We start from the raw sequence: 25,529 nt of genomic DNA on the forward strand, positions 1-25,529 counted from the left end.
TTCAGTTAACTTGAACGAATACTCTTATTTCACTATATCCATCAGTGTCTCAAAGCTATCCACTTTACCATACTTCACGTTGGATGTAGATATTTGAGCAAAGAGTTTTTCAGCACAAGCTATCTTGCCCTTTTCTATTTCGCGCAGGTCCATGCTCGACATGGATCCTTTTGTCTCTGCCACAAAATATATGTGCTTCACCTCGCCTTCTTGGAACGCTATAGCCCAGTCCGGAGAGTAGTTGCCTACAGGTGTCGGGATATGGAAACCCTTTGGCAACTTGGCATATACCGCAACTTCCTTTGCCGTGTCAATTTTACCAACAAACTCTCGTTCTCCCTCGCTATCAGTAAACACATAATCCACGATGCTTTTCTTTCCTTCGAAGGCACGGTCTATCGTTCCGTGTTTCTCCTGCGTGAAAATATCGCTATCGAACTTACCTTCTAATCGGTTGTAGCTGATATGCTCAACGATGATTGTGGCTTTCTGCTCCATAATCAAACGTGTTACCTTACGTATGAATTCTTCAGGGTTAGCCTTATACATGCCGAACTTCAACGGACGTATCTTTGAAAGTATTGTTGCCACGGTCTTTCGGGTCAAACGTGTCGCGCTGCTAATCTTGCCCAACAAGTCATAACGAACATTGCTTACGATATCCGTTTTCAGCTTCTCTGTTGCACTTTCTTTCTGGCGCATCATATCGCCATGCTTCATGTCGTCAAGTGTAGCATTGTCCTTTTGCTCACCTCGTGTCACTACATAGCTCAGCTGGGTCACCTCAAGCTCTTTGTTTATTGCGCCTACCGCTTTTTCAATAAGTTCCTCGCTGTCGAAGCTGACGGTATAGGCATACTTATGATTGATACGGCGCCAAAGCTCCTGAAACTCCTTCTTCATGAAGTTGTCGTTGAGCTTGTTGTCGGGCGTTGTGGTCTTGCTGCCATCGTCAATCATGCCCTTCAATACGCTCGGGTCGTAGATGCTCTGAACCAACTTCATCACCGAATTGCTCATTGGCTGCAACTCGTCGGCTAAAGGCAACAAGGTTTCTTCTGCACATGCCTTACGGAAAGTTTCGGTCACTTCACCGTCTTTAGTGATGTAGTTCTTCATCCGCAACTGGAAATAAATTTCCTGTGCGTCATTCTTTGTTATTGTGTACTTAGCTCCGTCATCGCAGGTAACAAGCTTGCCGGTGAAGAAGTCAACATCTGCCTTTGTCGGACGGTTGTAGAGGTCTTGCCTGATGTCATGCTGCAAATCTGCCACAAAGGTTGCATAACCTTCGCTGGCAATTACGGTAAGTCGGTTCACCTTATGCACTTCTTCCGGAAGTGCGTCGTTGTCCTGGCGTACACCATGCCTGTCTACACACAAGCGCAAACCACGGCCTACCTCCTGACGCTTCTGTGAAACGCTGTTCGACTGGCGCAGCGAACATATCTGGAACACGTTCGGATTGTCCCAACCCTCACGAAGAGCCGAATGTGAGAAGATGAAGCGCACAGGCTCGTCGAGGCTGAGCAGCCGTTCCTTGTTCTTCAAGATAAGGTCGTAAGCCGAGGTGTCGTCGCTCTGGTCGCTGCCACGCTTTACAGAGCTGTTTATCGAATGTCCTTTCTTGTCAATCGAGAAATATCCTGCATGGGTGGCGTGGGCTGATATGCTTCCAAGATAAGACATATAGTCAGGGTCGAACATGTTCTGATTATTGTTCAGCTCCGCCATATACTCCTGCTCGAATATCTCACCGTATCGTCCCAACTGCTGATTGCCGTCTTCATCATACTGGCGGTAGTTTGCCACTTCATCCACGAAGAACAGCGAAAGGCACTTTATGCCACGCTTGAACAAGGCAGACTCCTTACGGAAGTGTGCCTTGATGGTTTCGCGTATCTGGATGCGTGCCTTATGGTCGGCAGTGATATTTCCTTGAATATCCTTCACGTTTAGCGTCACGCCATTGCCGAATATCGCCTTGCCACGCAAAGGGGCTATCTCTGTCAACATATAGCCACGATATTGTTCCATTTCTCCGGAAAGATAATAGAGGTCGTCGCCTTCGCCCACATTCTTGTAGGCTCGCTTGATGTTGCCACTCTTGCTCTGCACGTCTATCTCCATGCGCACCATCGGTGGCTCGTTCTTCGACAGGACGACACTGTCGAAGTAGATGTAGCTTTCCGTGCCTTTGAGGTTGCGAAGCTCGAAGCCCACCACCTCTATCTTCTTCACCAACTTCTGGTTGTAGGCATCCAGCGCATCAAGCACATACACGGGGTTGTGGGTCTCACGGTGTGTGGCTGAATAGTTGAGCGTAAACAATGGGTTGAAGCGTGCCAACGCGGTCTGCGTGGCAGCACCGCCCATCTTCTGTGGTTCGTCCAATATGATAATCGGGCGGTTGGCTGCTATCACGTCGATGGGTCGGCGTGAGCCGAACTCGTCGCGCTTGTCGTATATGATACGGGCATACTTGTTTTTGGCGCCTTCTTTCATTGAAGTGTTGAACGCTTGAGTGTTGATGATCATCACGGAGATGTCAGCACTCTGCGAGTAGGTGTCTATCTGATTGAGGTTGTCCGAATTATAAACGAAGTAGCGTGCTTTCTTGCCATAAAGCTCCATGAAGTGATCCTGGGTTATGTCGAAACTCTTCTTCACTCCTTCGCGTATGGCAATGCTGGGCACAACGACGATAAACTTTGTCCAACCGTAACGCTTGTTCAGCTCGAACATTGTCTTGATATAGACGTAGGTCTTACCAGTACCGGTCTCCATTTCTATATCTAGCTGGCAGGCTCCAAGGCGCTTTATCACCTCATTGCTGAGGTGGATGTTGTTCTGTGTCTGTATCTGATGGATGTTCTTCAGCAACTCATCCTCCGAAAGCACTATCTCGCCGTTCTTGTAGCCTGTGTCATACCCGCTGAAACTGATGCCTTTTTGCTCTATGCGCTTGCCGTTGTCAATAACGTACACCTTTCCCTGGTCCATCTTGTAGTCCAAGAGTCCCTGGTTGGGTTGTCCGTTAAAGATGTCGACGGTGCTTTCCACGGCATCGGTCTGATATTGTTGTATCTTGAATTGCAGTTTCATCCTTACAAGATTTTTGTTGTAGTGTTAGGGGCGTATGTCTTGAATATCTGCTCGAAGTTGGTTGCTGTGGCATCATTCGCCAAGCTGGTATCGCGCAGCACTGCATACGTCGGCTGCATCTTCGCAATAGCTGTCACCACCTCGTCGGTTACTTTCTGGTCGAAGCAAGCAACAAGATAGCCGTCGGCTACATTATATATAGTCTTGCCATCCACCACACTCTCTTCTATTTTGCTGTCGAGCGTTGCACCGAGCTCCAGCATCACTTGGAACAGAAGATCTTCGCTTGTGCGGTCGTCCTTTACGTTGTCTACATATCTAAACAATTCCAGTTGTGATGTCTCCTTCGGTGAATAGAACACATCTTTCATGTTGCTGCTGTCGAGCTTCAACACACGGAAACCTGTGTCGAGGTGCTGTGTAGTGAGTGGAGAGTCTGCCTTAATCTTGGCACCTGCACGACGGATGCGCTCTTTGCCGATTTCGCAGATTGTGTGTGGCTTGTTTATAGAATCAAGAAAATTGATGGCGTTTTTTGCAGTTTTCTTTGCTTTATCTTTCGCAGTTTCAATAACTTTATCTATATTTTCTGGGATTTGAACTAAAATATATTTGATATTTAATCCAGGATGTTTGCTGTTGAGACGCATTATCGTTTCAGCTGTAGATGCACTTCCTGAGAAGAAGTCCATTACATAATCATCTTTTTCTATTACAAAATTAAACAAACGACAAAGAATAGACGTTGATTTTGGATTTTGAAAGATGTCTCTTGCCATAAGTGATTCAAACTGTTTGGTTGAAGAACGTCCGTCTTCATATATTACAGACCGTAATACTTCTTTAGCATTCTCAAGTCTTTTCTTAGGCTTGATTAATGTCGTTTCGTCGGTGCCGAACATAATATCATCGTCTGCAATCATTTTTTTCATAGTTTCTTCTGGAAACCTAAAACCTTTCTCAGGGACTTTGCATGGTTTATTGGTCACAGGATGTAGAATTGTATATTCATATCCACCAAAAGTAGTATTGGCAATATCACCATCATGAAATACACCCTTATAATCGACGTTATCATAATGGGCTACTCCTTTGAGTTCGTCTTTATTATCTTTTATCCATGCACGTAATTCCGTTTGGATTTCGACAATGTCTTTTTGATATTTCTCTTTCAGTTCTTGATACTTATTCTGTATGAGCTTTGCTTTTTCGCTATCAGCATACCAGTAATCTTGCGCTTCTTTATTTTTGCAATAGCATAGTATATATTCGTGCTCTGTATTAATTTGACGTGGATTATTATCCGTCGCAGTTTGTAAAACAATGCAACCCGTAAAATTAGATACGCCAAATATCTCATCACAAATTTTGCGTAAGTTTTCTACTTCATGATCGTCGATAGATATAAATATCACACCATCCTCCGTCAGTAAATCCCTTGCCACCTTCAGTCGTGGATAAATCATGTTCAGCCAATCAGTATGGAATCTACCATTAGTTTCAATATTTGTTGTCAAACGGTTGCCTTGTTCATCATATTGGTAACTATTTGAAAGATAGTCTTCTGATTTTTCTGAAAAATTGTCTCCATAAATAAAGTCTTTTCCAGTGTTATAAGGTGGGTCGATGTAGATCATCTTCACCTTATGAAGATAGGTCTCTTTAAGGCATTTCAACACATCGAGGTTGTCGCCCTCGATGTAAAGGTTCTGTGTGGTGTCGAAGTCCACGCTCTCCTCTTGGCATGGGCGCAGCGTGGCGTTGATGGGCGCATTGGCAGCAAGGATAGCCTTGCGCTTGTCGGGCCAAGTAAACTGATAGCGCTCTTCGCTGCCTTCTACAATATCGGAAGACAGCAGCTGGCGCAATTTATCAAAATCAATGGAGCGTTTCACCCCCCCATTTGGTCGTTAACTTCCGTGATGCACTCGGGGAACAGCTCAGCAATTCGGCTGATATTGTCCTGCACACCATCGGCGGTCTGCATTTTCAGTTTCTCCATATTCTTAAAGTATTTCGTTCTCTTATTGATTCAGTTTCGCTTTCATTTTCACCAGTCTTTGGTGTATCTCAAATCGTTTCTTCGGTTGTTTCTCTTTCAACATTTGTTGTTCGAGAATGTTGATGTTTTTCTGTATCTGCTCACGCTCCTTGTTTGCCATTACTGCCGTATGCAGGTCCGTGGTGTTTGCGTCCAGCAGTCCTTCCGCAATCTGACGCACAAAAGAGGAGAACACGGCATCCATCGTGCTGCCTTCAATGTTCAGCACTATATCAGCTTCTTTTACCCAAGCCGTCTGATATGTCTTGACAATGTCAAACTGCCGTTGCTCCGCATCGTGCCACTCTTTGTAGTTGACATACAGGCAGCACTTGCCTTCGTGTTGCAATACAAACACCGTGTGGCGTGGCATCTGCTTGTCTATAAGCATCAGCACGTCGGATGGCACTTCCTCTTTCTTCAGCACCATACGGAACACTGTAATCTCGTGCACCGTCTTGCCGTCGGTCACACTGAGCGTGGAGGGTGCCAGCTTCGCCGTCCACGTGATGCTCTCTACGTTGTCCACAAACCGCTGCTTCATTTTGGCATTTACCTCCAGGTTGCGGTAGAACGCCGTCTTGGGCACAGGCTTGCCCACAAGGGTTGAATCAGGGAATGTTATCATGGCTCTTTCTTTTCTTCAGAATCTAAAGAAGGAAGATAGTCACTTGCTTTGGCTGAAGTAATAACCCCATGCCCGAGTTTCTTCTCCAATTGATTGCGTGCTACTTTTGCTACGCTTCCGCCATCTTTTGCTATTTGCTTCTGCTGACTGAAGCCTTTTGGGTCACGCTGTTTAGACAGTTCTGTGGCAGAGGCCTCGGCGAGCATATTGAGCGCAATCTCCATATTGGTCATATTGTCGCGAAGACTTTCTTTCTTCAGACCCTTGAATTGTTTGTATTGCTTGGTGCTCATTCCGCTCCATTCACGAGTGATGATGTCGGTAAGAGATGCATACTGCATGCCTTGCTGAACGCCTGTTCTTGCCCATTCGTCTGTTAGTTCTTTTCTTATCTCAATAGACTTGATGCGCTGGTTTATCCATGCGTCAGAATATCCCAATCGCTTATAATCTATCACAGCCTGGTCGATGCTTTTCTCCGGGTCTTGCATCTGCTCCAATCGTGTGCTCGCCACTTGTGCCATCCACAACTTGAAAGGCTCCGCTTTGGGAGAAGGAACGGACTGTATAAGACGAAACAGTTGCTCTGTATCAGCTACGTCCGTCAGGCGGAGCTTGCCGTCGGCTGCACGCAATTTCAAACCGTGACAATTTGTCACGGTTTCATTTCCTTCTTGTTTCAGTCTTTGTTTTAACTTCCTCCAATATGCTGTAGGGTCTTTGCTTTCGGTCAACACCGCACAAACATCCACTATAGAGAAATACCATTTCTCTTCTTTGTCGTCCCATACGGAACGTATCTTCTTTTCTTCAAATAATTGAAGGGCTTCTTTCTTTGTCATAAATAAAGCATATTATCTGATTATCAGGAATGTTATCAGCTCGAAATACCATGCGGCAATTCGCTGTATTTGCGAAGTATACTAATATAATCGTTTGTCGTTGTCATCGTCTTTCCATTTTGCTACGAATATACGATATTATCTTTTATAATCCAAGTTTTTACGGATTTTTCTTGCAATAATCTCTGTTTTGTCTTCTTATCAAAAATATGTACTTCATGTCTTCCTGTCAAAAAACATGTTCTTCCTGTCTTCTTGTCTAAAAAACACGTCTTCATGTCTGGCATGCAAATATCGTACAAAGAGTAAAAACATGTTACAAAATAAAAATTGATTCTAGAGGTCTGGGTTGCTGTTTTTACGGTGTTTTGCTGTGCAAACAGCACCCGAGCTTAACGATTGCGCCACTTTTACACTACAATAGTGCCACTATTAGAGTGTAAAAGTGGCGCTATTGTATGATAAAAGTGGCACTATTGGGGTGTAAAAGTGGCGCTATTGCAACACAAATAGGCTTCTTGCTGCTTCTTTTTTTTGCACACTTTCCTCACAAACCTTCTAATTCATTGTATATAAATCGTTTATCCTTGCACGCTCAAAATTCAAGAATTTCGCACCAAAGATTTCTTAGTGCGCTCAGCTCATAGTATTGAGCATCAGAAATGCAAATATTGTGTCGGACGGCAAGGCGTCCGAATTAGGAGTTTTGAGCTTTGAATTACAGCAGACAAGGCAAACCTAGGAGGCTATGGCGTCTCGCCGTAGCCACGCAGCCATCCATAGCAGAATAACAACCACGCAGCTGTGGGATAAGCATCCCTCTTCCTCTCTTGGTTCCGCAAAGCGGGACTGACTATCATCCTCAACATCATACGGGAAGTGTCAGTCCCCCTTCGGGGAACTATATATAGGTGGAGGTATCTCATGTACCCACAGCTGCGCTGCTTCGCAGCTTGCAGTGGGTTTCTGATGGTAGGTCCCGCTCTGCGGAACCTGTAGCTCATACTCAATCAGCTTGCTGTCCGTGGGTGCGTGGCTACGGCGAGACGCCATAGCCTCCTATGTTTGTCACGTTCCCTAATAACATGTCTTCCTATCTTCTTGTCTAAAAAAAACATGTCTTCCTGTCTAACTTAGGAGGCTATTGTGGGATGACATAGCCTCCTACGATTACCGTTTTCTTCTTACCGGCTTTTTGACAGTCCGCTTCACCTGTTTTTTCTCGTGTCCCGGCATGTCCTTCAGTATTGTCGCCTTTATGATTCTGACGTCCTCGAGGGGTCTGTCATATTCGTCGCGTTCCACGTTCTGAATCTTCTCCACCACGTCCATGCCCTCTGTCACTTCTCCGAAGACCGTGTAGGCTCCGTCCAGGTGAGGCGTACCGCCGATGGTGCGGTAAGTCTCCTCCATTTCCTTCGTCATCGTAAGGCTGTCGCCGAAGAGCTTCTGCAGGTTCTTGCGTCCGCGCTCCAGTCCTTTTTCGTCCTGCTTCTTGCCTATGACAATATAGAACTGCGAGCTGCTCGACTCGTGCATGGGATTGACGATGTCGGGCTCGCGTGCTGCAGCCAGCGTGCCGCGCTTGTGGAAAATCTGCGGCAGGCGTATTTCGGCAGGGATGTTATAGTCGAGCGACTGTTCGCCGAGTCTTGCTCCTTTGGGTGCATTCTTGCTGGACGGGTCGCCAGCCTGAATCATAAAGTCGGGGATGACACGATGGAAGAGCAGCGAATCGTAGAAGTGGTATTCGCGGATAAGCTTCAGGAAGTTGTCGCGGTGTTGCGGTGTCTCGTTGTAGAGTTGGATGCGGATGTTGCCCATCGTCGTCTCTATCAGCACCTCCGGACGTTCTCCCGGTTTGACGATAGCGGGTGCGTGAGTGGCCGACGTTGTCTTTCTTTGTTGTGCGCCTGCCGTTATTGCCACGAGCAAGAGAAGCAGCGCCATGATTCTGAGAATTTTCATAAGATAGGTATGTTGTTGGTTAGTGATTGTTGATGCACCATGAGAAAGCCCGTGCCGTGCGTTCCGCCTCCTGTCCGAAGTGACCGCCGGTGGTCCATTCCAGGGTGGTGTGTTCCTCGCCCAAGAGCTCGCCGAGCAAGTGGTGTTCCGTGCGCACGCAGTCGCCGATGCGGCTCATCCGTTGGTTGCGGCAATGCTCCTCGCGGTCTCCGAGACTGAGATATGCTGCCTGTGCGTTCAAGGCATTGGCGGCAGCATATTCCGTCCAGTGCTTTATCCACAGCGACGGCGAAGCGGCAGCCACAGCGCTGAAGAGCTTCGTCTCCCTTGCCGCCCATAGCGCGAAGAGTCCGCCAAGCGAATAGCCTCCGATGATGCACGGCAGCTGACCGTAGCGCTCCCTCATCCAAGGCAGCAGCACGTTTCCGACGTAATGCAGGGTGTCGTGGGCGTGCAGTCCCACCTCTTCGTCCCTCGCCACAGCCTCGTCGTGCCAAGGCATAAGGTCGTGTGCCCACTCCTGGCATTCGAAAGCCGCCATGACGAATCCGTGTCTGCTGTCGGCTTCGATGGTCTCCATCTCGCGCCAGATGCCCTCGTTCTTCTCCTCGTGACGTGCAGTCGGCTGGACGAGGAGAAAGGCAGGAGCGGCATGTGAAGTATGGAGCTTGCATCTCCGTTGCCCTATATTAATGATGTCTGTTGGCATATATCGTTATGTTCTTATTTAGGTGACAAGACAAAGTTAAGCATAATTATCCTAATAGAAGCACAAAAGTGGCTTACTTATTTGTTTATTTAATGATTGTATTGTTGCGTTTTCTGCAATATATTGTGTATATTTGCGGTTCGGAATAAATTATTAAGAAATATGGAAGTATACATAATCCTTGCCCTTGTGGCAGTCTTTGCTATGCTCTTTGTCGGTTATTGGCTTGGAGGCAAGGTGAAGGCTGGGGCGGCGTCGCAGATGGTGGAGAACCTGCAAGCACAACTGGCACAGCACATTGAGAATGAGAAGCGGCTGGAGCTGACCGTGCAGGCACAGACGGCGCAGATGGCAAGCCTGACGTCGGAGCGCGACGTGCAGAAGGCGCATACCGAAAACTATTGTCGACAGCTTGCTGAACAGAAAGAGAATGCGGAGAGACAGCTTGCGGATCAGAAGGCAGAGTTTGAGAGGCAGTTGTCTGAACAGAAGGCTGCTGCCACTGAGACTGCCCAGCTGGAGGCAAAGCATAATGAGGAGACGCTTGCCGATATGCGCAAGGCGTACGACGAGCAGCTGAAGATGCTACGTCAGATGAATAAGGAGCAGGTGGAGAGCCAGCTGCAGCTTATCAAGGACCAGATGCTCACCACTTCCGAGGAGGTGCTGAAGCGTCGTCAGGAGGAACTTGGCGAGCGAAACAAGGAGCAGGTGTCGAAGATAATCGACCCACTGCAGCAGAGTCTGCGTGACATGCAGGAGGCTTTCGACAAGACCAAGGAGCAGCAGAGCGAGGCTCTCACACGACTGGACGAGACCATCAAGATAAACATGCAGAAGAGTGCTGCCCTTGGCGAGACTGCCGACAGACTGACTCGCGCACTGACGGGAGAGGTGAAGGTGCAGGGCAACTTCGGTGAGCTGAAGCTGAAGCAGCTCCTCGAAGACCTGGAACTGAAGGAGGGCGAGCAGTTTGACACGCAGGCAACGCTCAAGGACAAGGCTGGAAAGGCGGTGAAGGGCGATGACGGCAAGGGAATGATACCAGACTTCATTCTGCACTTCCCGAACAACCGCCACGTGGTGGTGGACTCGAAGATGTCGCTCACCGACTATGAGCGATACATGAACGCTGAGGACGGCACGCCCGAGAAGAGCGACTATCTGAAAGCACACATCGCCAGCGTCAGAGCACAGGTGAAGCGCCTTGCCCGCAAGGACTATGTCAGGTATCTGCCCGAGGGATACAACCGTCTGAACTTCGCCATAATGTACGTGCCCGTGGAGGGCGCTCTTAACCTCGCGCTCCTTAACGACAGCACGCTCTGGCGCGACGCTTACGACCAGGGAGTGATGATTCTGGGACCGCAGACCATGTATATGAATCTGCGCGTGCTGGAGATGATGTGGACGCAGGTGCGACAGCTGAAGAACCAGCAGGCGATGATGGACGCTGCCAACACCGTCATCGACCGTGTGCAGGACTTCGGCATAAGGTTTATGGACGTGGAGTCGAGCATGAACGACGCCGTAAAGAAAATCACCCGACTGAAGATAACCACCGCAGACAGCGGTGCAAGCATCATAACAGCGGCACGCAACCTCCTCAAGGCAGGAGCCAAGGAGAACAAGAAAAAGAAGTCGCTCGCCGATATGGACGACTCGATGTTCATAGAGACGGACGCCACTACCATGCTGCCCGAAACCAATACAGTAACAACGCCACAAGATGAATCAACCCAATAATGACCTCAATGAGCAGGCGCGTCTTGCGTGGGAGATAATAGAGACTACCAACACCAACCTCTTCCTTACCGGTAAGGCAGGAACAGGAAAGACCACCTTCCTCCGACGCCTCAAGAACGAGTCGTCGAAGCGAATCGTGGTGGTGGCGCCGACCGGCATTGCCGCCATCAACGCCGAGGGAGTGACCATCCATTCCTTCTTCCAGCTCTCCTTCGCCCCGTTCATCCCCAATGCGCAGTATAAGCTCAAGGAACAGCAATATAAGTTTTCGAGGCAGAAGATACGCGTCATCCAGTCCATTGACACGCTTGTCATAGACGAGATTTCTATGGTGCGTGCCGACCTGCTTGACGCTGTGGACGCCGTGCTTCGCCGCTTCCGCAAGAACCAGATGCCGTTCGGCGGCGTTCAGATGGTCATGATTGGCGACCTCGGACAGCTGGCTCCCGTGGCAAAGGACGACGAATGGCAGATGCTGTCACATTATTATGATACGCCATACTTCTTCTCCTCGCTTGCGCTTCGCCAGACGCGCTATGCCATAGTGGAACTGAAGAAGGTGTATCGTCAGAGCGACGCACGCTTCCTCGAACTCCTCAACAAGGTGAGAGACAATCGTGCGGACGACGCCGTGCTGCAGGCGCTCAACTCTCGCTACATACGCGGATTCGAGCCAAAGACGGAAGACGGATACATACGTCTGACCACACATAACTATCAGGCACAGAAGGAGAACGACCGTCAGATGTCGCTGCTCCCCGGCGAGGAATATACGTACAATGCCGAGGTGAAAGGCAAGTTCCCAGACATGCTCTTCCCGACGGAGGAGACGCTGACGCTGAAGGAAGGTGCGCAGGTGATGTTCGTCAAGAACGACTCGTCGCAGGACAAGGCTTTCTATAACGGCATGCTCGGAACCGTGGAGCGCATTGACAACCAAGGCTTCTCGGTCCGCACACGCGACAGCGGAACCGTCATCAACGTGGGCATGGAGCAGTGGGACAATACGCGCTACGTCATTGACGAGCGCACCAACGAGATAACGGAGGAGGTGGACGGCACGTTCCGTCAGTATCCTGTGAAGTTGGCTTGGGCGATTACGGTGCATAAGAGCCAGGGACTGACTTTCGATCATGCCGTCATCGACGTGCAGCGTGCCTTCACGCATGGTCAGACATACGTGGCGCTCAGCCGATGCCGCACGCTCGCAGGACTGGTGCTCAGCGCTCCGCTCCCTCACAGCGCCATCATCCGTGACGGTGCCGTGGACGAATACGCCACACACGCCATAGAGCATACGCCGACGCCGGAACAGATAGGCACGTTGCAGCGCGACTATTTTCTCTCCATCGTGAACGAACTGTACGACTTCCGTCCGCTCATGGACATCTTCGGTCGTGTGCTCGACCTGCTGTCGGGCCACTTCAAGCGCTCCTATCCCAAGCTCATCATGGAGTATAAGCTTAACGCCGACACCATACGCACGAAGCTCATGGACGTGGCAGAGAGGTTCCGCATACAGTACAGCCAGATGGTATTCCAAACGGCTGACTATCAGAATGACGAACATCTTCAGGAACGCCTCCGCAAAGGATCCACTTACTTTGCACGTACTATCTCCGGCGTGGAGGAACTTATCCGCAAAACCTCCGTCAAGACCGACAGTCAAGAGGTGAAGAAGCGCTGGTCAGAACTCTTCCCCACGCTAAAGGAGACCGTGATGCAGAAGCGTGCGCTGCTGAAAGTGGTGAGCGACGAAGGCTTCGCCATCACCTCTTACCTGAAGCGCAGGTCTGCCGTGCTGGCAGGAAAGACCGGCGCAGAAACAAAGAAACGATAATAACATTAAGGATAACAAAAAAGAAAAAATATGATTAAAGCACTGTTTTTCGATGTGGACGGAACGCTCGTCAGCTTCAATACGCACGACGTACCAGAGTCGACCCGCGAGGCGCTGCGCCTTGCACATGAAAACGGCGTAAAGATATTCACGGCTACGGGACGTCCCCGCCAGCTGCTCAATAACGTGGCTCCAATAGAGCATCTGATGGACGGATATATTCTTGCCACCGGTGCCATGTGTACGTACGGAGCCGAGACGGTACGTGAGGATGTCATTCCGCGTGAAGAGGCAGAGACTGTCATACGCTACTGTGAGGAACACGGACTGCCAGCCGTAGTGGTGGGCACGAAGGACATACAGATTGTGAATCGCAATGATGACGTCAACCATGTGTTCTATGATATGCTGAAAGTGACGTACGACAAGTTTGACGTGCCCCTTGCGGATGTCATTGATCAGGGCATCCTTCAGATCACTCCCTTCCTCACCGAAGAGGAGGAGCGCAAGGTGTTGCCCGAACTCCCTGGATGTAACTCCGCCCGATGGTATCCCGCCTTTTGCGACATCACCTCGGCAAAGGCTGACAAGGCTAACGGCATACGTGCCATTGCCGACCGCCTCGGCATCGACATCTCGGAGACGATGGCATTCGGTGACGGAGGCAACGACGAGTCGATGCTCCGTGCTGCAGGAGTGGGTGTGGCGATGGGCAATGCCCTCGACAGCGTAAAGGCACATGCCGACTATGTGACGACGGACGTAGACAATGACGGAGTGTGGAACGCGCTGAAACATTTCGGCATAATCTGACCAAAACATCAGATAGAGGAATTATTCTTATAAGTTAACATGCATTACTCATCACCAATTCAAAAAAAATGAGTAAGTTTGCAGCAGAATACGACTAAAAGCATTAATAATGGATATTACCGAAAGATTTTTAAACTACACACAGTTCGACACACAGTCGAGTGAAGATTCAGAAACAGTACCGAGCACTTCCAAGCAGCTCATCTTCGCCAAGTATCTGAAAGAGGAGCTTGAGCGCGAAGGTCTGAGCGATGTGGAGATGGACGAGCAGGGCTATATCTACGCCACGCTGAAAGCCAACGTGAAGAAGGACATCCCGACCATCGGTTTCATCGCGCATTACGACACGTCTCCTGACTGCAGCGGCGCCAACATCAAGCCACGCATCGTCAAGAACTATGACGGTGGCGACATCGTGCTCTCAGAGGGCATCGTCTCAAGCCCGGCTAAGTTCCCCGAGCTGAAGGCACACGTAGGTGAGGACATCATCGTAACCGACGGCACCACACTCCTTGGCGCTGACGACAAGGCTGGCGTAGCGGAGATAGTTCAGGCTATGTGCTGGCTGCGCGACCATGACGAGGTGAAGCACGGCGACATCCGCGTGGCTTTCAATCCTGACGAGGAGATCGGTATGGGCGCTCACCACTTCGACGTGGAGAAGTTCGGCTGCCAGTGGGCTTACACTATGGACGGCGGCGACCTCGGCGAGCTGGAGTATGAGAACTTTAATGCTGCAGGAGCCAAGGTGCACTTCAAGGGCGTAAGCGTACATACAGGATATGCCAAGGGCAAGATGGTGAACGCATCGCGCCTCGCACTGGAGTTTGCCAACATGATACCGGCTGCAGAGACACCTGAGGAGACCGAAGGCTATGAGGGCTTCTATCATCTCCTTGGCATCACGTCATGCTGCGAGAAAGCCACTCTCTCATACATCATCCGCGACCACGACCGTCAGAAGTTTGAGGACCGCAAGGACTTCATCGAGGACTGCGTGAAGAAGATGAACGAGAAGTGGGGTGAGGGCACGGTAAGCGTGGACCTCAAGGACCAGTATTATAACATGAAGGAGAAGATTGATCCCAACATGCACGTCATCGACATCGTGTTGAAGGCGATGCAGGAGAACGGTGTGGCTCCGAAGGTGATGCCCATCCGTGGCGGCACGGACGGAGCACAGCTCTCATTCAAGGGTCTGCCATGCCCGAACATCTTCGCCGGCGGCTGCAACTTCCACGGACCTCACGAGTTTGTCAGCGTGCAGGCAATGGAGAAAGCCATGCAGGTGGTAATAAAGATATGTGAGATTACGGCTCACTTTAACGACTAAATACTTAAAGCATACAAAGAAGCGGAGGTCTCCAGCCTCCGCTATTTTTATACCCTTATTTCGTTGTTGCCCATGATTTCAAACAAAAGACTTTTTACATTGCTATTTTCTTGGACGTATACAAGACGTACTTAATGCTGTAAGTCATTGAATATATGTTGCTTAAAGTTGTTGCTCTCCCACGACTTTCCAATCAATAAGCCCTTTGCCTTCGCTATCGAGTTCCACGGCGAGTCCAACGACCTTGCGTGTGTCTCCCTTGAATGGTTCGGTGTATCCACATGTAGTTATCTGTTGCTCGGCAGCTGCAATTCCGCCATTATTTGATAATTTCAGTTCTATAACATAAATGTAACGCGACAGCCATGCCACGAGGTCAATACGACCAGTGGCAAGCATGCGTTCTACTTCTACCCTTATGCCAATGGCATTGAGGATAGTACTGATGATGAGACGATAGCGTTCCTCCATGTCCATTGATGCCAGTTTCTTGTTGCTGTATGGCACGTCGGCAATGAGAGAGCGGAGTGTTTTCTTGGCATCATCAAGCATTCCAGTACCAAGTTGGCGGTAGAGGTTTGCTTGCAGCGATAGTATGTCGCCCTGTTTGCGCATAGTCAGTGCAGGAAGCACCATTTCGTTAAGAGCTTGTCTGACTTCTTCGTTGGGGATTCCAAGAATATAGCCAAACTCGTCGCTATCCTTTATTGTTATATATCCTGATTGGTAAAGGAAAAGCTCTGGTCCGCCTCCCGTTACATCTGAGGTTTCGAGAATGCCGCGAAGCACACTACAGTGGTCGAAGTCGTCGAGGTGTAGCTCCATGTCATTGACGAACTTTGGCAATAGTGATGTTGCGCCTGAAGACGCCCAATAAGATCTGAGTCGCTTATGGTTCAGTGCATTCACGAGGCTGTATGGATTGTAGACATCTATCATGTTCGTATCGCAAAAATGATATCCGTCGTAATAGTCTTTGAGTTTAGCCAAAGTTTCTTCTATTGTCCATTTATTGAACTCTGCCATTTGCTCAATCTCCGGCATGAAATTATCCACCATTTCCTGCTTTGAAATTCCGCATATTGTGGCAAACTGTGGTTCGAAACTAATATTGCTAAGATTGTTGAGCACAGAGAACAACGAAATCTGTGTGAATTTTGTTATGCCAGTTATAAAAACAAAACACTCCATCTCGTCGTCAGCTTTAAGAATGGCGAAAACCTCGCGATATACGGCTGTGCATGCCTCATGCTCTGGAGTATGCCATGAGTGTTGTAGCGGCGAATCGTATTCGTCGATAAGGATAGCTACTTGCTGTCCGGTTTGTTGGTAGGCAGTGAGTATTATGCTGTCAAAGCGGTTGGCAAGTGATGAATTTGGTCTTGGAGAGATATTGTATTTTTCTTCATATCTGCTGAATGCCAAATCCAGATAAGAGCGTAAGGTGGCTTCCGTAGCTCCGCCGCGGCTCATATCAAGACGTATAACGGGACGTTTTATCCAGTCATGCTCCAGTTCCATTATCTTAAGTCCCTCGAACAAGTGGCGTTGACCCTCAAAGTAAGCCTGCAAAGTATCTACAAGCAAAGACTTGCCGAACCGACGTGGACGGCTCAGATAATTGTATTGTAAGCCATTGTTAGCCAGTTGCCAAACTATATCGCTTTTATCAACATAGAGATAATTCTCCTTGCGAATTTTTTTGAACGACTGTATGCCTACGGGAAGTCTTCTTGTTAGTGCTGCCATAATGTTTGCTCTTTAGTTTCTTATGCAAATCTAACAATAATATTCGATATATTCAAACAAAAATCGTTATCTTTGCATTAATCGTATTCGGATAGTTCTTGCGATTAAACATTTATCATTATTAATTAAACATTTAACAAGCGTGTCAGAAGTTCCTACTCTAATAAACGACCTTGCCCTGATACTTATAGTGGCGGGCGCGGTCACACTCTTATTCAAGAAACTGAAGCAACCGCTCGTGTTGGGCTATATCATGGCTGGCTTTATTGTCAGTCCGCACATGCCCTACACGATGTCTGTTGTGGACAATTCGGACATCAAGACTTGGGCGGACATCGGTGTGATGTTCCTGCTGTTCTCGCTCGGACTCGACTTCTCGTTCAAGAAGATTATAAAGATGGGTATTGCGCCTGTCATCACCACACTGACGATAATCTTCTCCATGATGACCCTCGGCATCGTGGTCGGTCACGCATTCTCATGGAACCGAATGGACTGCATCTTCCTTGGAGGTATGCTTGCGATGAGCTCCACTACCATCATCTACAAGGCGTTCACCGACATGGGACTGCGACAACAGAAGTTCGCCCAGCCCGTGATGAGCGTGCTCATTCTGGAGGACGTCCTTGCCATCGTCATGATGGTGATGCTGTCGGCGTTGGCTTCAGGTTCTAACCCTGACGGCGGCGAGATGATTGGCGCCGTGATGAAGATAGGCTTCTTCCTTGTCCTTTGGTTTGTGGTGGGCATCTTCGCTGTGCCTCTGTTTCTCCGTCTTATGCGTAAACTCATCAACAACGAGACGCTGCTTATCGTGTCGCTTGGACTCTGCTGCCTTATGGCTGTCGTGTCAACGAAGGTGGGTTTCAGCTCGGCTTTCGGAGCATTCGTCATGGGTAGCATCCTCGCCGAGACCATTGAGGCAGGCAAGATAGAGAAGCTTGTGGCTCCAGTGAAGGATCTCTTCGGAGCTGTGTTCTTCGTGTCGGTGGGCATGCTTGTCGATCCGAAGATCATTGTCAGCTATGCCTTGCCGATAGCCATGCTCGTGCTGACCATCCTTGTGGGTCAGGCAGTCTTCGGCACCTTCGGTTTCCTCATTGGAGGACAGTCGCTCAAGTCTGCTATGCGAAGCGGTTTCTCAATGGCACAGATAGGTGAGTTCTCGTTCATTATCGCCTCATTGGGCTTGTCGCTGAAGGTTACGGGCGAATTTCTCTATCCAGTCGTGGTAGCTGTTTCGGTCATCACCACATTCCTAACGCCCTACATGATACGCTTCTCCGTACCTTGCTACGGCTTTCTGGAGCGTCGTCTGCCCAAGACGTGGATACGTGCCCTCAATAACGTGACGCTGTCACATCCCTCTTCTGCTCCAAAGAGCAACTGGCACAGCCTGATCTCGCAGATGGCACGCATCACCATCGTCTACTCCATCCTCTCCGTGGCTGCCATCGCCGTTATGTTCACCTTCTTCCTGCCATTCATCCGCAGCATCATGCCCGGCATGCACTGGTGGGCTAACGGCATCTGCGGACTGGTGACGGTGTCCATAATAGCCCCGTTCCTCAGAGCCATCGTGATGAAGAAGAACCATTCGGAGGAGTTTCGTGCATTGTGGAACGAGAGCCGCTCCAACCGTCTGCCGCTCCTCGTTACCATATTGGTGAGAGTGATAATAGCCTCCGCTTTCATATTCTATATATGTAATTATCTTACCCGCTTCACCAATGCCCTGATGCTAACCATAGCCGTGGTTATTGTCCTGTTCATGATACTCTCGCGCCGCCTGAAGAAGCGCAGCATCCTTATGGAGCGTCTCTTCGTGCAGAACCTACGTTCGCGCGACATAGAGCAGCAGGTGCTCGGATTGAAGAAACCGCTTTATGAGGGTCATCTTCTTGATCGTGATATCCACATCTCCGACATTGACATCCCGGAGAACTCGAAGTGGGCAGGTATGTATCTTTCCGACCTGCGTCTGAGCAACCGCTTCGGCGTGCATGTCAGCAGCATCCTGCGTGGTCATCAGCGCATAAACATTCCGGGAGGCGACAGCATCGTATTCCCAGGAGACAGACTTCAGGTAATTGGTAGCGACTCGCAGCTGTCAGCAATGCAGGCTGCTGTCGACTCAGACATCGTGCCCGATGACCCAGACATAGAGAAACGTGAGATGAAGCTGTCGCAGATAGTCATTGACCGTAATTCTCCATTCGTAGGCAAGACATTGCCTGAAAGCGGCATCCGCGACCGCTTCAACTGTATGGTGGTGGGACGAGAGGAAGGAAAAGAGAACCTCTCTATGGTGAACATCACATACCGTTTTCGTCTTGGCGACATAGTATGGATAGTGGGCGAGGAGAGTGCGCTGCAAGGACTGAAAGATGCCAATAATGGAGCTGCACAATAAGTAGTGACACGTAAGAGAATGATTGCTTTTTAAAAAAGTTGTCTTTCTCTTACGTGTTTTTTTATATTTGATTGTTATACCTATATACTCTCTAAAACTAAAATACTATTACTAACATTTATAAACTCAATGAGAAACAGCAAATTTATTTTGACGGCACTGGCTGCCATGTTTATGCAGGGCACATACGCACAGCAGCCGTACGGTGGATGCTGGCATCCGGAAGACATCAAGAACTGGTCGCCGGAGACCGATCCTGACGCTAAGTTCAACCGCTCACGTGTGCCTCTTGCTACCCGCTTCCAGGAGCCTACGCTCATGAAAGCTAACAAGAACCAATATTACGAAGGACAGATCTGTAACGCTACAATCCTCTTCCCGACCTGCTCTATGAGCCCGTCGCAGGGTGCTTACAACTTCCTTGGCTATCAGCCCACCTATTGGCAGTATATGGACAAGCTCGTTTACTGGGCAGGTTCGGCTTCCGAGGGTATCATCATCCCGCCACCGGCAGGATCGACAGACGCTGCTCACCAGAGCGGTGTGAAGTCGTTGGGACAGATTTTCTTCCCGCCGGCAGCGTTCGGTGGAACACAGACATGGGTTCGTCAGATGCTCACAAAAGAGAATGGCGTGTATATCTATGCTCAGAAGCTCTATGAGATTGCCAAATACATGGGCTTCGACGGATGGTTTATCAATGAGGAAATCGGTGGCGGTAGCACAACAGAATGGGTGGACTTCATTAAGGAATTCAACTATCTTGCAGACAAGAACGGTGATACTCAGATGGAAATCCAGTGGTATAACGCCTCTGGCCTACCTGACACTTCCATCCTCAAGTCGCACAAGAACACCTCACAGTTCCTCGAGTATGGTTCGGCTGGTGACTATCGTTCTTACGCATCAAGCTTGGGATGTACAGAAGCCGAGACATTCTCAAAGATTTATGCTGGTGTGCAGGTGGTGAACTCCGGACACACAGGTTTCCAGTATCACCTCAATGCTGCCATGCCTACAGACGGACACGTAGGTTCGCTTGACCTCTTCTGCCCTGAGGAGCGTATCTGGAAGGACAACGTGAAGAATCTGCTCGGAAAGGAAGACACTGGCGCAAAGGCTTATGCTGCCATTCAGAAGACATTCCAGAACGAATCACAGATGTGGGTGAACAACGACGGCGACCCGTCGAAAATCGGCGACAGATGGCCGGGTATCTCAGGACGCGTTCTCGAGCGTTCGGTTGTAAACAAGATGCCGTTCACGACATCATTCTGCGTAGGCGTGGGTAAGCACCGCTTCGTGGAAGGTGTAAAGCAGGGCACACAGGACTGGTATCACTCAGGTGTGCAGAGCATCATGCCTACATGGCGTTGGTGGATAGAGAACCGTGGCTCACTGAATGTAGACATTGACTGGGATGACGCTTACAACTTCGGTTCGAGCATCAAGGTGAGCGGACAGCTCTCAGCCGGCGACCACCTCATGCGTCTCTACAAGACCATGATAAAGGTGACTGACGGCGGCAAGTTGCGCCTCGTCTATAAGACCAGCACAAGCGGAAGCGTAGAGGTGAAGCTCTCTACCACCAGCTCAACCACACCTGACGTTACGCTCTCTGCTCCTGCCGTATCGGAGAAGAACGGATGGACTGTAGCTGAATACGACCTTTCTTCGGTTAACGGCAAGACCATATATATGGTGGCGCTCAACTTGAAGTCGGCTTCTGCCGTATCTAACTATACATTGTCTCTCGGTCAGCTTGACGTGCTGCCCGCAGGTTATGCTCCTGCGTCTGTAGAGGTGAAGAACCTCGCAACGAAGAGCGTGCTCGGCGAGGCTAAGGGCGATGCCCGTATCACATGGGACTTCGACTATACAGCCGACTTCGACCACTTCGACATCTACAAGCAGACAGCCGGCGGCACACGCACAATGGTTGGTCAGACACGTGACGAGGCATTCTACGTGCCGACATTCGAGCGTGAAGGCACAGACGCTGCTATCGACTTCGTGGTTGTTCCCGTAATGAAGGATATGCGTCAGCAGGAGGGCAAGACATTGAAGATGGACTATCCGAAGGCCACTGCTCCCGTTGTTACCTTTGTTGTTGGCAAGAGCTATCTCAAGGTTGGTGAGGCAACAACACTGACCGCAAGAGCAACCGGTTCGCCCACTGCATATAAGTGGACTCTTCCTGAGGGACTGCAGCTTACTGACGGTTCGCTCACAGACAAGACCATCACCGTTAAGGCTGTGAAGGCTGGCAAGCAGCAGGTCAGCATCGACGTAACCAACGTAATCGGTACTTCTACAACGAAGAGCGAGGTTGTGGACGTAATGTCAGACTCTGAGTATGATGAGGTGTTCAATGTAGTGAAAGGCAAGAAGGTCGTTGGCTATAGCGGCTCTACCAACTCTACTGAGGTGCCTGATAAGATTATCGACGGTGTAACCAATCCTTATTCTACCAGCCAGAAGTGGTGTAACGTAAGTGCAGACAACTGGGCTGTCTTCGATTGCCTCGGTTCGTACCGCATCTACGGTTTCCGCATCTATGACGGCAACTCAGGTCCTGAGAGCGGCGTTGACCAGATTGACTCATACAAGATTATGCTTTCTGAGGACGGTCAGAACTGGACAACAGTAGTTGACGAGGAGAACCGTACTGAAGAGTCAATCAAGACTGACTATATCGCACCGTTCAAGGCTCGCTACGTGAAGCTTGTCCCGCACGTTAACGGTACGCTCCGTATCTGGGAGTTTGAGGTTTACGGTAAGGAAGAGAACAATATGTCGATGTCTGTGGAGCCTTCTGCACTGAAGATGGAGGCTGGCGAGACAAAGACTATTAAGGTGAAGTATGACCTTGGTGGCGATACACGTTCGTCACAGTTTAAGTGTACTGCCAAGGCTGACGGCAACGTCACCATCGGCAATATCACAGAGGATGCCGCTTCGTCTACATTCACAGTTCCTGTAACAGCACAGCGCATGATCGGCACAGCCAATGTCACATTGCGTGTCGACAACGGTGGCAACTATAAGGAGAGCACTGTGGAAGTGATGGTCGACTCGAAGACACAGCCCAACATCCTGAAGGGTGCAAAGGCTGAGGTTCGTCATTACAAGAGCGACTATTCATACGAGGCAGAATACGACAAGTATGAGGTGGACGGACTGACCGATGGGGACAAGACCGCTGAGGCTCTTGAGATGATTGAAGCACCTTCAACTCACAAGAATGACCTCTGGACCATCTTCACAGCACCGGAAGGCAAGACATGGAACCTTTCAAAGGTGGTGGTTAACCTGCCTAACAACAACCGTGGCACCAACGATAACGACGTTGACGGAAATGTAACTAAGGACATCAGTATCGCTGTTGGTAATGATCTCGCCAATATGCAGATTGTGAAGACATTCGAGAACATTCAGGATATCTCTGAGGTTTCGTACATCTTCCCGAAGTATGCCGCAACAAAATATCTCGCTGTTGTCAGCAACCTCAATGTTTACTTCTATCCATCACTTGCTGAGGTGGAGGCTTACGAGCAGTTTGAGGATGCCATTCCGGTGAACGGTCCGCTGCAGCTGGATGGATGGAACGCTGACGTAGTGGCTGAGAAGAAGCCGGCTGCTTCAAGCACAACCATGGCTCTCGATGACCAGGGATGGGTGCTCTACACCACAGACATCCAGAAGACTGGTGCTTTCTGCGACGCTCAGGGCAACATCACAACAAAGAGCGGCATTTCTTATAGCGTGGCAACACTCGCTGGCAAGAATGCCCTTGTGATGAAGACCGTCAACAACGAGGAGGTTCTCTCACTCACTACACCTGAGAACATTGAGGAGGTTTACTTCCTTGCTATCTCAGCAAACGGTTCTTCTAAGTTTGATGTTTGCGCTGTTTACGACGACATGAGTAGAAGCGCTACGTCTACATTCTCGCCGGCTGACTGGTTCGGTTCTTACGCGAGTGGTAATGAGGCACAGTACGGTTTGAGCCGTATCATCAGATCAGCTGCGGACACTTATTCTGCAGACGATATCGACAACCGTTACAACTTCCGCACATACGAGTATACAATGTCGCTTGACCGCAGCAAGAAGACTAAGGCATTTGTCTTCACTTCAAGAAACAGAGGTGCTTATCCCACCATCCTTGCCGTAAGCAAGAAGGGATATAAGGAGCACGCTTCAGGCATTGAGAACCTCACAACTGGCAACGGTGCGCTGACCGTAGTGGGTATCTATTCACTCGACGGCGTTAAGCTCAACTCGCTCCGCAAGGGCATCAACATCATCAAGATGTCTGACGGCTCTGTTAAGAAGGTGCTTGTTAGAAAGTAAGCAATAAGCCTTAGGTTTATAAAGTTCGACATTGTTCGGACCAGATAAGACCACCCGAATGACCTGTGTATGTTACAATATATAGGTTATTCGGGTGGTCTTTTTTATGTTTAAAACAATACAGATGTTTTTTTTGTTGTTTTCTTGTTTAAATATGGCTTTTTTGCTATATTTGCAGCGTATCTTAATGATACTTTGGATTTTAAACTTATTTACTACTAACTTTATATCTTACACTATGGCAAAAACAAAGCAGATAGTAGAGTGTGTGCCTAATTTCAGCGAAGGCCGCGATATGAACATCATCCGTCAGATTACGGATGCAGTAGAGAGCGTGAAGGGTGTGAAATTGCTTGACGTCGATCCTGGCGAAGCAACCAACCGCACGGTCGTAACCTTCGTTGGCGAACCTGATGACGTGGTGGAAGCTGCTTTCAGAGCAGTGGGAAAAGCCGGACAGCTTATTGACATGCGTCAGCATCATGGTGCTCATCCGCGTATCGGCGCAACAGACGTGTTGCCCATTGTGCCCGTAAGCGGAATTACCCTTGAAGAGTGTGCTGAGATTTCGCGCAAGCTCGCAAAGCGTATTGCCGACGAACTTAACATCCCGTGCTATTGCTACGAGGCTGCAGCGTTCACACCGGAGCGTCAGAACCTTGCCGTTTGTCGCAAGGGCGAGTATGAAGGCATTGCTGAGCGCATCGACGACGATGCTGAGGCTCCCGATTTCGGCAGACGTCCGTTCGACGAGCAGGTTGCACGTACCGGTTGCACTGTTGTCGGAGCACGTGACTTCCTCATTGCCGTTAACTTCAACCTTAACACCACTTCTACACGTCGTGCCAATGCCATCGCATTCGACGTTAGAGAGAAGGGACGTCCAATGCGTGAGGGCAATCCTATCACAGGCAAGAAGCTTCTCTATGCTGACGGCACACCTATCATGAAGCCCGGTACATTGAAGTGTACGAAGGCCATAGGTTGGTATATTGACGAATACGGCATCGCTCAGGTGTCGATGAATATCACTAATATTAATGTAACTCCGCTGCACAAGGCATTCGATGAGGTTTGCCGTTGTGCACAGGAGCGTGGCATACGCGTTACGGGTACGGAGATTGTAGGTCTGGTTCCGGAGCGTACACTCCTTGAAGCAGGTCGTTACTTCCTTGCAAAGCAGCAGCGCTCTGCCGGTATTCCCAAGAAGGACATCCTCGACATCGCCATCAAGTCATTGGGTCTGTCAGACCTTAAGGAGTTTAAGCCCGAAGAGAAGATCATCGAATACGTAATGGCAGCTGGTGCCGAGAAGCAGAACCTGCTCGTCGACCTTACCGTTAAGGGATTCGCAGAGGAGACATCTCGAGAAAGCCCTGCACCTGGTGGCGGTTCGGTATCTGCATACATGGGAGCTTTGGGAGCGTCGCTTGCCACGATGGTTGCCAACCTTTCCAGCCACAAGCCCGGTTGGGATGAGCAGTGGGAAGAGTTTGCCAAGGTTGCCGAGGAAGGCATGGTTCTGCAGGAGCGTCTTCTCCACCTTGTTGACGAAGACACAGAAGCATTCAACCGCATCATGGCAGCGTTCGGCATGCCAAAGAACACACCGGAAGAGAAGGCTGCACGTTCTGAAGCCATTCAGACAGCCACATTGTTTGCTACGGAAGTGCCTCTCGATACCATGAAGGCTTCATTTGAAGTATTCGACGTTTGCCGTAAGATGGTGGAGACGGGCAACCCCAACAGCGTTTCTGACGCTGGTGTAGGTGCATTGGCTGCACGTGCCGCTGTCCTCGGAGCAGGTATGAACGTCAAGATTAACGCAGGTTCGTTGAAGGACCGTGAGAAGGCTGAGGCTTTGATTGCTGAGGCTAACGAGCTTATCGCCAAGGCCAACGCAGAAGAGGCTGAGATTACGAAGCTCGTTGAGGAGAAATTATAATTAATCTAACTTAATCCTATAATATATCCTTGCCCTTCCAA

General features: G+C 49.5%; 14 protein-coding genes. 7 read left to right on the forward strand and 7 right to left on the reverse strand.

Annotation, left to right across the window (positions count from 1 at the left end; translation table 11 throughout):
* Window positions 1–24: 24 nt before the first annotated feature.
* The 6 genes from CHL74_RS04495 to CHL74_RS04520 form a co-directional block, all read right to left on the reverse strand.
* Window positions 25–3,105, reverse strand: a complete 3,081-nt coding sequence (locus CHL74_RS04495; protein WP_094879975.1) for a type III restriction-modification system endonuclease — start codon at window positions 3,103–3,105, stop codon at window positions 25–27.
* Window positions 3,106–3,107: 2 nt separating this feature from the next.
* Window positions 3,108–5,000, reverse strand: a complete 1,893-nt coding sequence (locus tag CHL74_RS04500; RefSeq protein ID WP_141241232.1) for a site-specific DNA-methyltransferase — start codon at window positions 4,998–5,000, stop codon at window positions 3,108–3,110.
* A 129-nt stretch (window positions 5,001–5,129) separates the two neighbouring features.
* Window positions 5,130–5,774: a DUF4391 domain-containing protein gene (locus tag CHL74_RS04505; RefSeq protein ID WP_094879976.1), complete on the reverse strand. Its 645-nt coding sequence runs from the start codon at window positions 5,772–5,774 to the stop codon at window positions 5,130–5,132.
* Window positions 5,771–6,616 carry a BRO-N domain-containing protein gene (locus CHL74_RS04510; RefSeq protein WP_094879977.1) on the reverse strand — a complete coding sequence of 282 codons (846 nt, stop codon included), beginning with the start codon at window positions 6,614–6,616 and terminating at the stop codon, window positions 5,771–5,773. Before CHL74_RS04510 ends, CHL74_RS04505 begins: the two co-directional genes overlap by 4 nt.
* A gap of 1,170 nt (window positions 6,617–7,786) precedes the next feature.
* On the reverse strand, window positions 7,787–8,584 hold the full coding sequence (locus CHL74_RS04515) for a peptidylprolyl isomerase (protein ID WP_094879978.1): 798 nt from the start codon (window positions 8,582–8,584) through the stop codon (window positions 7,787–7,789).
* A 19-nt stretch (window positions 8,585–8,603) separates the two neighbouring features.
* Window positions 8,604–9,293 (reverse strand): alpha/beta hydrolase-fold protein, encoded by a 690-nt coding sequence (locus CHL74_RS04520; RefSeq protein ID WP_094879979.1) that lies wholly within the window; start codon window positions 9,291–9,293, stop codon window positions 8,604–8,606.
* A 162-nt stretch (window positions 9,294–9,455) separates the two neighbouring features.
* Here CHL74_RS04520 and rmuC point away from each other — a divergent pair, with 162 nt between their 5' ends.
* The 4 genes from rmuC to pepT all read left to right on the forward strand — a co-directional run bounded on the left by rmuC (window position 9,456) and on the right by pepT (window position 15,025).
* Window positions 9,456–11,039, forward strand: a complete 1,584-nt coding sequence (gene rmuC / locus CHL74_RS04525) for a DNA recombination protein RmuC (protein WP_254923219.1) — start codon at window positions 9,456–9,458, stop codon at window positions 11,037–11,039.
* Window positions 11,023–12,879, forward strand: a complete 1,857-nt coding sequence (locus tag CHL74_RS04530) for an ATP-dependent DNA helicase (protein ID WP_094879980.1) — start codon at window positions 11,023–11,025, stop codon at window positions 12,877–12,879. Before rmuC ends, CHL74_RS04530 begins: the two co-directional genes overlap by 17 nt.
* 30 nt (window positions 12,880–12,909) lie before the next feature.
* Entirely contained in the window at window positions 12,910–13,692 is a 783-nt protein-coding gene (locus tag CHL74_RS04535) for a Cof-type HAD-IIB family hydrolase (RefSeq protein WP_094879981.1), read from the forward strand.
* Window positions 13,693–13,801: 109 nt separating this feature from the next.
* Entirely contained in the window at window positions 13,802–15,025 is a 1,224-nt protein-coding gene (gene pepT, locus CHL74_RS04540; protein ID WP_094879982.1) for a peptidase T, read from the forward strand.
* Between the two features lie 162 nt (window positions 15,026–15,187).
* Here pepT and CHL74_RS04545 read toward each other — a convergent pair whose 3' ends face one another.
* Window positions 15,188–16,774, reverse strand: a complete 1,587-nt coding sequence (locus CHL74_RS04545; RefSeq protein WP_094879983.1) for an ATP-binding protein — start codon at window positions 16,772–16,774, stop codon at window positions 15,188–15,190.
* 142 nt (window positions 16,775–16,916) lie between these two features.
* Between CHL74_RS04545 and CHL74_RS04550 the strand changes: the two genes are divergently transcribed.
* The 3 genes from CHL74_RS04550 to ftcD all read left to right on the forward strand — a co-directional run bounded on the left by CHL74_RS04550 (window position 16,917) and on the right by ftcD (window position 25,488).
* Entirely contained in the window at window positions 16,917–19,187 is a 2,271-nt protein-coding gene (locus CHL74_RS04550) for a cation:proton antiporter (RefSeq protein ID WP_094879984.1), read from the forward strand.
* 129 nt (window positions 19,188–19,316) lie between these two features.
* On the forward strand, window positions 19,317–23,543 hold the full coding sequence (locus CHL74_RS04555; protein WP_094879985.1) for an endo-beta-N-acetylglucosaminidase: 4,227 nt from the start codon (window positions 19,317–19,319) through the stop codon (window positions 23,541–23,543).
* A 238-nt stretch (window positions 23,544–23,781) separates the two neighbouring features.
* Window positions 23,782–25,488: a glutamate formimidoyltransferase gene (ftcD, locus tag CHL74_RS04560; RefSeq protein ID WP_094879986.1), complete on the forward strand. Its 1,707-nt coding sequence runs from the start codon at window positions 23,782–23,784 to the stop codon at window positions 25,486–25,488.
* The last annotated feature ends 41 nt before the right edge of the window (window positions 25,489–25,529 follow it).

The organism is Prevotella sp. 885 (assembly GCF_002265625.1).
Classification (GTDB): Bacteria; Bacteroidota; Bacteroidia; order Bacteroidales; family Bacteroidaceae; genus Prevotella.